The sequence below is a fragment of the Marinobacter sp. SBS5 genome (assembly GCF_048285575.1).
Lineage (GTDB): Bacteria > Pseudomonadota > Gammaproteobacteria > Pseudomonadales > Oleiphilaceae > Marinobacter.
Map to the genome: position 1 here is coordinate 190,120 of NZ_JBLWAZ010000004.1, position 13,481 is coordinate 203,600.

Annotated in this window: 9 protein-coding genes, 1 tRNA gene and 1 pseudogene; 4 read left to right on the forward strand and 7 right to left on the reverse strand. The window is 53.2% G+C overall.

Features of this window, described 5'->3' with window-relative positions; genetic code table 11:
• Positions 1–14: 14 nt before the first annotated feature.
• The 5 genes from ACNQ6O_RS12485 to ACNQ6O_RS12505 form a co-directional block, all read right to left on the reverse strand.
• Entirely contained in the window at positions 15–1,742 is a 1,728-nt protein-coding gene (locus tag ACNQ6O_RS12485) for a putative bifunctional diguanylate cyclase/phosphodiesterase (protein ID WP_418053557.1), read from the reverse strand.
• A complete protein-coding gene (locus tag ACNQ6O_RS12490) occupies positions 1,735–2,172 on the reverse strand; it encodes a response regulator (RefSeq protein ID WP_418053558.1) in 438 nt (145 codons plus the stop codon). Before ACNQ6O_RS12490 ends, ACNQ6O_RS12485 begins: the two co-directional genes overlap by 8 nt.
• The gene (locus tag ACNQ6O_RS12495; protein WP_418053559.1) at positions 2,169–3,455 is read right to left on the reverse strand and encodes a sensor histidine kinase; all 1,287 of its coding nucleotides are present in this window, start codon (positions 3,453–3,455) and stop codon (positions 2,169–2,171) included. Before ACNQ6O_RS12495 ends, ACNQ6O_RS12490 begins: the two co-directional genes overlap by 4 nt.
• Before the next feature lie 94 nt (positions 3,456–3,549).
• On the reverse strand, positions 3,550–4,272 hold the full coding sequence (locus tag ACNQ6O_RS12500; protein ID WP_418053560.1) for an LrgB family protein: 723 nt from the start codon (positions 4,270–4,272) through the stop codon (positions 3,550–3,552).
• Positions 4,265–4,630, reverse strand: a complete 366-nt coding sequence (locus ACNQ6O_RS12505; protein ID WP_418053845.1) for a CidA/LrgA family protein — start codon at positions 4,628–4,630, stop codon at positions 4,265–4,267. The genes ACNQ6O_RS12500 and ACNQ6O_RS12505 overlap by 8 nt, the downstream gene beginning before the upstream one ends.
• A 71-nt stretch (positions 4,631–4,701) precedes the next feature.
• On the opposite strand from ACNQ6O_RS12505, the gene ACNQ6O_RS12510 reads away from it, so the two are divergent.
• Together ACNQ6O_RS12510 and ACNQ6O_RS12515 are read left to right on the forward strand one after the other, a co-directional pair.
• A complete protein-coding gene (locus tag ACNQ6O_RS12510) occupies positions 4,702–5,247 on the forward strand; it encodes a YaeQ family protein (RefSeq protein WP_418053561.1) in 546 nt (181 codons plus the stop codon).
• Positions 5,248–5,338: 91 nt separating this feature from the next.
• Positions 5,339–5,415: transfer RNA gene (locus ACNQ6O_RS12515), tRNA-Arg, on the forward strand.
• 24 nt (positions 5,416–5,439) lie between these two features.
• Here ACNQ6O_RS12515 and ACNQ6O_RS12520 read toward each other — a convergent pair.
• The gene (locus ACNQ6O_RS12520; protein ID WP_418053562.1) at positions 5,440–8,595 is read right to left on the reverse strand and encodes a PAS domain S-box protein; all 3,156 of its coding nucleotides are present in this window, start codon (positions 8,593–8,595) and stop codon (positions 5,440–5,442) included.
• Between the two features lie 113 nt (positions 8,596–8,708).
• On the opposite strand from ACNQ6O_RS12520, the pseudogene ACNQ6O_RS12525 reads away from it, so the two are divergent.
• A pseudogene (locus ACNQ6O_RS12525) lies at positions 8,709–8,858 on the forward strand (nuclear transport factor 2 family protein); the annotation flags it as partial.
• A gap of 60 nt (positions 8,859–8,918) precedes the next feature.
• Here the strand turns inward: ACNQ6O_RS12525 and ACNQ6O_RS12530 are convergent.
• Positions 8,919–10,571 (reverse strand): alpha/beta hydrolase family protein, encoded by a 1,653-nt coding sequence (locus tag ACNQ6O_RS12530; protein ID WP_418053563.1) that lies wholly within the window; start codon positions 10,569–10,571, stop codon positions 8,919–8,921.
• A 345-nt stretch (positions 10,572–10,916) separates the two neighbouring features.
• Here ACNQ6O_RS12530 and ACNQ6O_RS12535 point away from each other — a divergent pair, with 345 nt between their 5' ends.
• Complete coding sequence (locus ACNQ6O_RS12535; RefSeq protein ID WP_418053564.1) at positions 10,917–13,457, forward strand: EAL domain-containing protein; 2,541 nt, start codon at positions 10,917–10,919, stop codon at positions 13,455–13,457.
• Positions 13,458–13,481: the final 24 nt, after the last annotated feature.

Sequence of the window (13,481 nt, forward strand, 5' to 3'; positions counted from 1 at the left end):
TGCTGCCGCTACAGTCACTGTGTCTTGCAGTCTGTTCGCCCCCGCAAGGCCCAATCACTGGCTTCTTTAAAACTCAAGGGCATGGATACGAGGTATCCCTGGCCCAGCGAACACCCTATTTCACGAAGCGAGGAAAACTGCTCCGTCGTTTCAACCCCTTCAGCAATCACGTCCATACCTAGGGACCTAGCCATCGTCACAATAGCGGTGCAAATTTCAGGTTCCTTCAATTCAACCGAACCTTCAGACACAAAGCTTTTGTCGATTTTGACGATATCGGCGGGGAATTGCCGAAGGTACCGCAGAGACGAATACCCGGTTCCGAAGTCATCAATGGCTATTTTGACCCCCAGTTCGCGCAAACGAACCAGCTCGTTTGAAACACGACCATGTTCCTCAACACCATCCAGCAAACTTTCCTCGGTGACTTCTACCTCAAACTGATCCAGCGCCACACCGTGCGCCAATGCCATGGACTCCAGAGCCTCAACAAACTTGCCCGACTTCAACTGCAGTGGCGACACATTGAGGGCGATCCGGCAATCCGAGATCCCCAGCTGCTTCCACTCACGCAGGTACTCGCAAACTTTGGAGACCACCCACTCACCGACGGGCACAATCAAGCCTGTTTTCTCGGCAACCGGAATAAACTCAAAGGGCGATATCATCCCGTCCGCACCGAAATGCCAGCGCAACAGTGCTTCGAAACCGATCAATCCCTGATTATCCATCCTCCACTGGGGCTGGAGAACCAGTTCAAACTGGTCGTGTTCAAGTGCATACCGCAACCCTTTTTCGAGGTAAAGGTGCCTCTCCAGCTGGGTCTGCAAGTTCGAGGTGAAGCACTGGATTTTGCTTACACCCTTTCGTTTCGCCTCATAAAGCGCAATGTCAGCTTTTTGCATCAGCTTGATGGGCGTATCGCCGTTTTCTGGATACAGGGCCACACCGATACTGGCCGTTATGTTTAGTTCATGCCCTCCGACCGGAGAGGGGTGCGCGAGAGCTCGTACGATCTTCTGCGCGACTGCCAAGGCATCGCCAACACTGTGCAGTTCATCAATAAGGATGGTGAATTCATCACCTCCAATCCGCGCAATGAAATCCGACTCCCGGACCACGGCCTTCAAGCGATCTGATATGAGCAACAACAGTAAGTCACCCGTGGGGTGTCCGAGCGAATCATTGATCTCCTTGAAACGATCAAGATCCAGGAAAAGCACGGCCAGTTTGCCGCCAGAACGCTTACATCGAGCCAGCGAGCTTTCAAGAATCTCTTCAAACAGAAGCCGATTGCCCAACCCTGTTAACGGATCTCGCTTCACTAACCTTTGCAGCTCCCGTTCAGCCTCTTTGTGCCGGATCGCGTGGCGGATCGTCCGTTCCAGCAAAGGCAAACTGACCTCACCCTTGGGCAAAAAATCGGCGGCGCCAAGCTCAAGCACCTCGTCATCCAGTGTTTGCGAATCCGCTCCCGTCAAAACAACGATGGGCACTTCACAATGGGCTCTTCTGGCTTCCCGCAGGATGTCACCGGCGGTAGCCCTACCCAGAAAGTAATCCACCAAAAACACGTCGCATTCAGGGGCCAACAATTCCTGACGCGCTTCATCAAACGAGGCAAAATGGCTCAGTTCGAACCGAAACCGAGTTGAGCCAAGAAGCAGCTCGTCAAGAATAAGGAAGTCGGCGGGGTCATCGTCGATGATGTGCACCCGAATCGTTTTCTTGTTGTTAACCACCAGGCAGCTCCACAACTGAACACCAATAGGCGTTGAACGCTTTCACCTGGGTCACCAGCTTTTCGAAATCCACAGGCTTGGCGATGTAGGAATTGGCTCCCATTTGGTAACTGTTTAATACTTCCTCCTCCCTGTTGGATGTGGTCATCACGATGACCGGAAGAAACCTGAGCTTGGGATCTTTCCGGATTTCCGCAAGACATTCTCGCCCATCCATTTTCGGCATATTCAGGTCCAGAAGTATGAGACCGGGCATGGGATACTCAGCCTCATCGGTGTAAGGGGGCTCGCGCCTGAGATAACGCATCAACTCAACACCGTTCTCGACGAAATAAAGTGGGTTGACCGCTTCAGCCTCTTCAAACGCCTCCTTCGTCAATAGTTGATCGAGGGGGTCATCATCTGCCATTAAAATCGGAACGGGATTCAAAGGCTGCCTCCGGACTCAGTGGCCAGCGGCAAGTCAAAACGAAACCGCGCGCCCTTGCCCTCATTACTCTCAGCCGAGATAGCCCCCCCGTGTCGCTCTACAATCTTGCGACAAATGGCCAGCCCCATCCCGGTACCCTCGTATTCACCTCGACCGTGCAAGCGCTTGAACACGTCGAAGATCTGATCTTTATAAGCGGAGTCGAACCCGATGCCATTGTCGGTGACAGTCACCTCACAACGACCAGGCAACTCACTTGGACGTGTTGTTATCTCGATTACTGGCGGGGTATCCGGCAAACAATATTTCAGAGAATTGCTGATAAGATTCTGCATTAACGGCCTCAGCTGTGCCGGGTCTCCGTGAACCCAGCACAGGTCGCCAAACTGAATAGACGCATTCGTGTCGTCGATGAGCAGCTGCAAATCTCTGCAGGCCTCCTCGACAACCCTCTGCAGACTCATGTCTTCGTAGCCGTCATCACTGGCGCTAATGCGACTGTAACCGAGCAGACTATTGAGCAAGGCATCCATACGCTCGGCCGCCTCGCGAATATAGCGGACAAACTGCTCACCTTTTTCATTGAACTCTCCGTATTTGCCGGTCATCAGCATCTGGGTAAAGGCCATCAGTTTCCGTAACGGTTCCCGGAGGTCATGGGAGGCAATAAAGGCAAACTGTTCAAGGTCTTCGTTCGACCGCTCCAGCGCACGCGTTTGACGCTGCTGCTGCTGTTCAAGCCGGCTCCTCTGCTCGATTTCTTGCTCTAAGCGCTGTTTGGTGCGAGTCAACTCCTCAATCTGCTCCTCCAGTTCACGTCTTGCCGTTTTAAGGCTCTGTTCAGATTCGGTTCGGCGGACGATTTCCGATTCCAAGCCCTGGTTAGCAGCTTGCAGCTCGGCCGGGCGAGGCAAGGCCAGCGCCCTCGGGATCAGCGGCCACACTAAAGCCGCAGTGATCAAAGAGACCACGGCCGTCAACGCCTTGAGAAAACCGGACAGGTAGTACGCCCCATTCCAGATGTTATAGACCGCCATCAGGTGGGTAACGCCGCAGCAAAATATGAACAGGGCGAACAACAAAAACATCCATTCAAACTCGATGTCTTTGCGTTTATGAAGCAGCACGTACAAAGCGAGGGGAATCGTGAAATAGGCGGCAGCGATGAGCGTATCGGAAATAGCATGAAGAGCTAAGAGGTCAGACCGCCAGAGATAGCAGTGGCCATGCCCCATGAACGTCATATCCAACCATTCCGGCAGGACGGATGCAGCATCAGCCATGACAATGGCTCCTTAGTCGGCACTGACGTTAAGCCGCGCGCACAACATCGTTTAGTTGTTTTTTCTTAACAATAGCACCGACCAATATATCGAGCTAGCCTAAGCTCCAGATCAACGGCAGGATCAATGCCGTGAAGACACCGGTCAGGCCCATACCCAAAGACGCGAACGCCCCTGCCATAGGGCTGATTTCAAACGCTCTTGCGGTGCCAATGGCATGGCCATTCAAACCCAGCGCGAAGCCAATAATCCGGTCGTCCTTGATCTTCAACCACCTCGCCATCCAATCGACAAACAACGACGCCAACACGCCGGTAATCAGCAAGGCGCCCAGCGTGAGCGACACCGAGCCTCCGACTTGCTCCGCAATCCCCATAGCAATAGGTGCGGTCACGGATTTGGGTGCCAGCGAAGCCAGAACCAGCGGTGTCGCCCCCATCAACCAGGCAATACCGAGCGCATACACCGCAGCAAGGGTGGCCGCGAGCGGCAACGTCATCACAATGGGTTTCCAAAGCGCGCGAATGTGGTGCATTTGCTGGTAAAGCGGGACCCCCAGGGCCACAGTGGTCGGCCCCAGCAAGACAGTCAGCCAGGCGGCCCCGGTGTAATATCGCTCAAACCCCAGTCCGGAGATTGCCACCACCACGGCCAATAACACCGCCGCGATCAGTACCGGTGGCATCCACAAGGGTTTTCGGAAATGGGCAAACAGCCATTGCGCCGCGATGAAAGCGCCCAACGTTAACGCAACGGATAACATCGGCCCAGCGGTCAAAACCGTCAATGTATTAGTTGGCAATGAGGACTCAGTCATAATCACTACCTTCTTCTTCCAAGCCTGCCGCGTTCTTCATTAACAACAGCGTAGTGAACACACTGAGCAGCGTCCCCACAACCAACGCCACCACAACAGTGGTCCAGTACCCGGTGAATTGATCAACGATAAAAAATACGCCCACCACCCCCGGGGTAATCAAAAGCACCAACACCGAGATCAGGCCCCGGCTGGCTTCAGCAAGTTCATCACTGACCTTACCCCTGAGCATTAACGTGAAGGTCACCATGATCATGCCGAGCACACCGCCACTAACCGGCAACCCAGCCATCACACGCAGCGCTTCCCCAAGCAGAAAGAACACCACCAAAACCAGAAAACCGCGCAACATCACCATACTGCTATGCACTGCCTCTTCTAATTTGCTTTACACTACGGCCCTGCCCGACTTAACAGACAGGATTCTCAATGGCACTGAAAGCCACCATATTCAAAGCCACCCTCCATATCGCCGATATGGACAGGCATTATTACAACGACCACCACCTGACCGTCGCGCGCCACCCGTCTGAAACCGACGAGCGCATGATGATCCGGCTATTAGCCTTTGCCCTGAATGCCAACGACACGTTGGAATTTACCAAAGGACTCAGCAGCGACGACGAGCCGGAGCTTTGGCAAAAGTCCCTGTCTGACGAAATCGAACTCTGGATAGAGCTGGGCCTGCCCGACGAAGACCGCATCCGCAAAGCCTGCAACCGCTCACAACAGGTCATACTTTATACCTACGGAGGCCGAGCAGTGCCGGTGTGGTGGGAAAAACACCATAACAAGCTAACGAGATTTGGCAACCTGACCGTGGTCGAACTGCCAGCGGAAGAAATCACCGAGCTGGCGGCGTTGGCGGAACGTTCGATGACGCTTCAGGTTTCGGTTCAGGATGGTGAAGTGACCTTCAGTAACGACACAAGCCTTGTCAGTATTACCCCCGAGCAGCGGCTGCCACAACAATGACGCAGCGACTTGCGCTCAAGGGCTAGACAGAAACCGCGTGCACACGTAAGATTGCGCACTCGAAATTGATGAGTGATCAACGATTTCGAATGCGCCCGTAGCTCAGCTGGATAGAGCGCTGCCCTCCGGAGGCAGAGGTCAGAGGTTCGAATCCTCTCGGGCGCGCCATTTTAATGGCAGGTTTTCCCTTCTTCAGTTTGCTTGATTGTTTCTATTCTTGAGTAAGGTCATCACTCGGGTTTCGAGCTCATCCGGCGTTACCGATGCTTTCTGTACTACAGCCGCAACCTTCGTCGCGATCGCCCGTGGCACCTCGTATCCTGACAGAATGACAACGGGCACTTCAGGCTGAGAGCGATGTACCGTTTCCCAGAGTGACAGCCCATCACCATCCTCTAGTTTGAGATCAAGAAGAATCAAGTCGTACGAAGCCTGCCGAAGTCGTTCGTGTGCTTCGCGCAATGTTTCCGCCCGATCAACTCGCGCTACTGCGCCCAGTTGTCCTCTTACAACCGCAGCCAGGTCGGCATCATCTTCCACATGTAGCACCCGAGCAGCGCCTGGCTCCTTCGGCATTCGAACCTCTGCCCGCGGGAATCGGAACCAGAAGCGAGCACCTTCACCTTCCTGCGATTCAAATCCAATCACGCCACCCATTCGCTCGACCAATTCTCTGGTGACCGCAAGCCCCAGGCCGGTACCACCTTTGACTCGATTGTCAGAGGAATCGGCCTGCGCAAAACGCTCAAAAATACGGCTGCGGAAAACTTCCGGAATCCCCGGGCCACGATCCACAACGCTGATCAAGGTTCCATCCTCTGCATTTGGCTCACAATGGATCTCCACCGTTTCGCCACGCGGTGAGAACTTACAGGCGTTAGACACAAGGTTGAACAAGACTTGTAAGAGCCGACTTGGGTCGGCGTTGACGTACCCGGTTGTATCGCCGGTGATTCTGAGCTGCACACCGTAAGGTATGACGTAACCCTTCATGTGTTCCATGGCCTGCTCCAGAATCGTCGAAACCTCAATGCGCTGTATGTCGAGGTTCATCTCGTTGGCCGACAGCTTATTCAGATCCAGCAGATCGTTAACCAACTGAATCAATCGCTGCGTATTCTGTTGGGCGATACTCAGCATCCCACCGATCCGCTCAGGGATTTCGCCCAAGGCTCCTCCGGCAATCAGGCCCAAGGCCCCTGAAATTGACGTCAGCGGCGTGCGTAACTCATGGCTAACCGTCGACACAAACTGATTTTTAAGCACTTCGTTTCGCTGACTTTCGGACAAATCCCGGGCGACCAACACCCATCGCTGATCCAGCTCATTAGATCTCAACACCTGCGTAAGGCTAAGCTCCAGTGGCAAGGGCGGCTTACCCGCAATGACGAGTGATGTGTTCCATCTGGCAAGCAACGCCCCTGAGCCATGATCGGATGTTCCGTCTAAGCGTTCAGTCAGCTCCGGCAAACGAGCACTCAACGGCGAGCCGGTGGCATCGGCGGGTAGTTCGAAAAGTGCCACGGAGGCCAGATTATGGCCAATAATCCGAGTATCACTATCCAGCACCAATACCGCATCTGCCAAGGAATCAAATAGCTTTAGCAGGAAGGCGCCGTTTGCCTCCAGCTCCTCCAGCGCTTGGTGCTCGACAGATACGTCTTGAATTTGCGAAACGAAATGCAGCGGCCGTCGGTCTTCGTCTCGAACCAAGCCCACAGAGAGCATGGCGTGCATGACAGAACCATCACGCCGGTAGTAGCGTTTTTTCATCTGATATTGATCGATTCGACCGGCCAGCAAATCGTGCAGCAACGCGAGATCCGAGTCCAAATCTTCCGAGTGGGTCAGAGTCTGAAAATCGGTCGCTAATAATTCCTCGCGCGAATAGCCAAACAACTTGGTTATGGCGTCATTCACATCCATCCAACGCCCCTCCAGGGATACCAAGGCCATACCCTGGGCCGCAGAGTTGAACGCTTCACCGAACCTTTCGTTGGCAAGCCTAGCTTCTTGTTCCGCCCGTCTCTGCTCTGTTACATCAACCGCTATGCCGAGATAGCCAATCGTCTCATTCCCGTCATCTTTAAGCGCGCTGACGGACAACTGCACAGTTCGATGTTCGCCGTCTTTGCGAACGTACGTCCATGTTGATGTTTCTGGAATGCCTTCCCGTGCGGACGCGACGAAAACATCGAAACCTTCTATCCGCCCACCAAGCTTTTTCGACAGGTCTGCACCCCTTGCAGTCACTTCAGATTCGAGATGGAATAACGCTGGCGTATGAACACCCACCACTTCGCCGGCGCGATATCCAAGCAGCGTTTCTGCCCCTGGGTTAAAGAGCGAGATGCAGCCGCTGATATCGGTTGCAATAATGGCAACGCTCACAGACGCATCGATCACAGACTGAAGATAGGCACGGGTTTTATGTAAGTCGCTGTAGGCATGCCTTAGCTCGGTGATGTCGCTCATGGTCACAACCGCACCAAATGGCCGACCGAGAGCATCCGCAAGGTGCTGGCCATTACAGAGAACCACTCTTGGCAGCTGTCCCTTTGCCCGGATCACCAGCTCCGCATTGTGAACCTGTTCTCCGCGCCATGCTCGCAGGAGCGGTATCTGTTCAGTGGCAAGTAAGGTTTGGCCATCTGGCCCATACAAATCAAAGTGCTCAGCCCATTGCTCTGGCGGCAACGATCGCGGATCAACGCCGTGCCACTGCCTGGCAACAAGATTAAACTCTGCGAGATTCCCTTCACTGTCACAGGAAACGACTGCGTCTGGCATTGAATCGAGCAGGGTCGACAAGATTCTCGAATTAGCATCCGCCTGTTGCTTGTAGGTCAAGTCCTCAAGACGATCAACGGTTAATCGAGCAAGGCGCTCCAGGCCAGCCCTCTGTTCTTTCGTAAGAGGAGGGTTCGGCGAGGTATCCAGCACACACAAAGTGCCGTACGCGAATCCGGAGCGACCAACCAGCGGTGCCCCAGCATAGTACCGAATATTCGGCTCACCAATGACCAACGGGTTTTCAGCGAAACGCTTATCAGCATGCGTATCAAGCACTTCCAGAATACCGGCATCCAGAATAGCATGAGCACAAAATGATTCGTCCCGCCCCGTTTGCTCGAACGAAACGCCCTTGGCCGCCTTAAACCACTGCCGATCCCGATCCACCAAAGACACCAGTGCGATCGGTTTATCACAGATCTGTGAGGCCAGCTCGACCAAGTCTTCAAAATGACGTTCCGGGGGGGAGTCCAGCACCCCAAGCTTGATCAGTTCACGAAGACGGTGAGGCTCGTCGTCGGGTAACCCGGCGATGCGAAAACGATTGGTGGCCATTAACCCTCTCAAATAACGTCTTGGCTCTTATTGGAAAATTCCTTCTAAGCATTCAAACCTACCCATTTATTGCATCTGTTTCCATCACGACAAGCTATTTTTTCCCTACAGGGATGCAACGCGAGCTGAAGCATCGTTATCTGAACGCTTGCGATACCAAAGACGTTGAGGTTATCCGCCAGTGTTTTGCCGCAGGCGACGTATTTATCGATTTCGGGCCACTGGGTAGATTTACAGATCACGACAGCTTTGTGGCTGAGCATTCATCTACCTCAAACGTAGGTCCGCCCAGCAGTTGGGCGGACCTATCAATATGCTTCAGGTCATTTTTCAGCACACCCACTACGAATGCTTTCGCAATGTTGCAGACCACCAAAGCGGTCTGGAAACGAGCGAGCAGAATGGTAGTGAAAACTCATCCGGTCAGCCGCTCCCACACGGGCATCATCAATCAGCCTCATATCGGCATCGTCATACCCAACTTCGCCTGCCTGCTTTAACCAACGGTCAAACCAAGCCACGGTGTAATGGGTGATCGATGGACGGCCCCACCCGCCGGCACAGGCGCCATTCGACACGTCAGGACACCAGGATGTGGCGGGGAATAGTGGCAACAGTGAATAATCGAAGTGAGTAGTACCCTGAAATCCCAGTGTGTAAACCGGAACTCCGGCCGCATGCCACGCATTGAACGCCACCTTTCCACCCTCGGGGTCGGGCGGCACTAAATAGGGCACGGGAGCGAAGCCGTAATCGGCAAAGAAAGACATCGAGGGCACACGGGGGGCAAAACCCGGAAGCGAGCCCTGGGTAATAGCCAGCATCATGATGTCGTAAAGCGGAGCGGGCAGTTGCAGGTGCGAAGCCGTGGTCAACCCCTCGCCTTCTGGCGTTATCAAACTATCCCAGGCGACAACCACATCAACCGGGTTTTCCTCATCGATTAGCCCCGGCCAAGGCTCTGCACCCGGCGCGCCATAGCCTTGCACTACCGACACACCAATCGCACCCAGAGAGTGGCCAGCGATACCAAGGCGTGAGCGATCCAGGCGTGACCATTCCGGGTTATGATCAAATACCGGCGTTGGCTGCGTGCCCTCACACGAAGCTGCATGCGGATATAGTGTTTCGGGCGTGGACCGGAAAAAATCAATGGCATCGACCTGGCCTTCCCAAAATACATTCGGGTTCAGGTTGCTGCCCTGTTCAAGCATGGGTGTATACAGGTCCGACTGACCTTGGCCCCGAGGGTCGTAGGTAAACACTCCATACCCGGCCCTCACCAATGCCTGTGCAGCCCAGCTGTAGGCTGTTTGCGGGGCCTGAACCGAACCATTGGTAATGACAATGGTTGGAACCTTACTGTCTGACGTTGCTTGCTTGGGAACCCACAATTTACCAGTCAGCCGTGCGCACTCGCGATCATAAAACACCACCTCGGTGACATCCGCCTCTGTTTCATAAAAGTCTTTTCCATCTGGCCCGTCAGCTTCGGGATAACGGTATGGGTCACCCGTGCAAGGCAAGCCGTAAGTGGCACAAAGTGGCGTGAGCGGCGTATTAACCGATAAAGAAAGAGGTGTGCGAGGCCCATCGAGAGAAAGCGACAAAAACCAGGAAGGATCTATAACCGCCCGCTCGACAAGCCCCTCCAGATTGAAGAGTGATTGCTCCATAAATCGACTCAGGAAAGGAATCGACACCTGCTCCGTCGGGGCCTCGAGGGTTTTCGCATAATTTGTAGCCTCGCAATCCTCCCATACGGCGCCAACGGCTACCGCATCGTCACAGCGTGTATCAAGATTGGAAGGTACTGTAGGTGAAAGAGCTCGAAGGGTTGGACTCTCTTCAGCCGGGCGGCCGTCAAAGGCCGTTGAATCACCGTCGTTATCGATAGCGCCGTCAACATTTTCCGTCTCCGAGCCACCGCAACCTGCTAGCACAATAGCAACCAACAACACCGTCCATATTTTCACCGCATACACCTTTTTGTCATTGTTGTTAACGCTGGGGTCTGGCGGCCGAATATAACGTTAAGTGAATGACCGCGATCGTATGGATGATGGTAAGACTTCACTCCTATCAAGCTAATGGCCGTGGTTGCTCAATCATAACGGCCGTGCAGCCAACAAACGGCTGCTTGCATTGAGAACTTCGCGCTTTCCAGATTGCACCGTAACATCTGAATTCTAAAATTCTTATTAACGCGCCTAGCTCCCAAAAATGCCATTCGGAAAAAATGTACTTTTCGTACATTCTTGGGATACGCGAAGGGACAACTGTTTTATAGTGGCGAATAACTCTTAAAAAATGATTGCCCTATGCTTCACCTGCAATTTTCGAACGCAAGCACCCCTGCCGATTTGGCGATCACTGGCCACTATTCTCTCACGCTCGTGACGCTCTCGGTGCTTATCGCGATTTTCGCTGCCTTTGCGAGCGTCAGCCATGTCGATTTGATGCGTGCCACGAGTACCTCTTCGGTTGCTCAACGCTGGCATATCACCGGATCGGTCGCGATGGGTATCGGTGTGTGGACCATGCATTTTCTCGGAATGGTTGCCTTCCAACTACCAATAGACGTGTATTTTGAGCCCCTGACAACGGCAGCATCCATTTTTCCCGCTATTTTTTCAGGATACGTTGCCCTGAAGGTGCTGAAAGAAGAAAAGCCAAGCGGATTCACCATCGTGCGCGGAGGCGCATTGCTGGGATTTGGCATAGGAGTCATGCATTACGTCGGCATGGGCGGCATGTTAGTAGACGCAAAAATGCTCTATCAGCCGGGTTTCTTTGCACTTTCTATTCTGAGTGCTTTCATCATCGCCAGTTTAGCGCTGACTGTCCCACGCGCTTTTACGACTCTGCAAGACCGCTTCCAAACTGGAAAACTTAAAATCTATATCAAACTGACCATTGCTTCCCTAATGGGGCTCGCAATCTCCAGCCTTCATTACGTCGCGATGGCCGCGACGATATTCCTGCCGCAAGAGGGGCCGATGCCCCCTATGCCAAATTACGTAATTGATGACACGGTGATCGCTACACTTGCCGTCATCGCGAGTATTTTTATTTTAGCGGTCTCTACGATTACTGTTGTCTTTCGCTCCCGGATTCTCGCATCCGAAAATTGGGCCGAACAAACGGAGCACGAAGCCCGGCAGCTGGAAAACCGTTTTCAAAGATTGGTGTCGCGTTTACCGGGAGCTGTCTACCAGTTTCAATTAGATACAGATGGCGGCATGCGCGTGCCCTACGCCAGCGATGCTATCCGGACTCTTCACGGCGTTGACCCGGACGATGTTAAAGACAGCGCCGACCGAATTTTTCAACTCGTTCACCCGGATGACATGAAAGGACTCATGGCGTCAATTCAGAATTCCGCTCAGAACATGAGTGTCTGGAGCCATGAATATCGCGTATGTCTGGATGATGGTGAACGTTGGCTAAGAGGTAACTCTATTCCGGAGCGCCAAGATGATGGAAGCATCATCTGGAGCGGGTTCATGACGGATGTGAGTGATAAAAAACTGGCCGAGGCGCGCATTCATCAATTGGCTTTCTACGACGAGCTGACGGGTTTGCCCAATCGAAGGCTATTTACGGATCGAATGAGGCAGGCACTCGCGGCATCGGCCAGGCATCAAGAATATGGTGCGCTTCTCTATATGGATCTGGATGATTTCAAAAGTCTCAACGATACTTTGGGGCACTCGTTCGGGGACACACTGCTCCAAAGCTTAGCAGGCATCATAGCTCAGAATTTTCGCGAAACAGATACCGTTGCGCGCCTCGGCGGTGATGAATTCGTGGTGATCATCAATGATCTTGGTACATCAGAAGATGCCGCAACCCAAAATGCAAACCACATGGCGGAGAACCTTTTAAAGGTTTTTAACAAACCGATTGATTTGAAAAACCACCAGTATAAGTGCGAAGCGAGTATTGGCATTGCGCTGTTTAAAGGGACCGGGCAGTCTCAGGAGGAACTCCTCAGACGAGCAGATACGGCAATGTACGAGGCCAAGTCTGCAGGGCGGGGCGTCATTCGATTTCACGACCCCCATGTTCAATCCATTCTCGCAAAACGATTTCGCCTCGAAAGTGAGTTGAGGCACGCCATAGAACGCGAAGAACTCTCGCTGGCTTACCAAAAACAAATTGGCCCTGATGGCCGATGCGAGGGTGTGGAAGCTTTGCTCCGCTGGCATCACCCGGAACAAGGTGCCATCTCTCCGTCAGATTTCATTCCGATTGCCGAAAGTAACGGGCTGATTATTCCGCTCGGACAATGGGTTCTTAGCACCGCCTGTCACCAGCTCGCGCTTTGGCAGAGTGAACCGGAAACGCAACATATGCGTGTCTCGGTTAACGTAAGTTCAAAACAGTTTCACCGGCCCGACTTCGTTGACAGTATCGTGGAGACACTACAGCAATCGAAGGCTTCGCCGAACGGTCTGTGCATAGAGGTCACAGAATCAATGGTACTCGATGATCTGGATGATGCACTGTTAAAGATGACGGCCCTGAGAGCCCATGGCGTTCGAATCTCTATGGATGATTTCGGAACGGGTTACTCATCAATGGCGTACCTGTCCAGATTGCCCTTTGACGAGGTGAAAATTGATAAATCTTTTGTTCGACTGGCAGACGATCGCGCAAACGGTAACGAATGGATCATTATTGAAACCATAATAACAATGGCCCATAAACTTAAGATGCAGGTCGTGGCTGAAGGAATAGAAACACTCCAGCAGCACACACTGCTAGCTGCGATGGGCTGCGACTACTTCCAAGGTTTTTATTTCAGTCGCCCCGTTAGCCTGGAGACATTGAACCACTCGCTAAAAAGGGAACACTAGACGAAGCCTATCGACAAACACGGA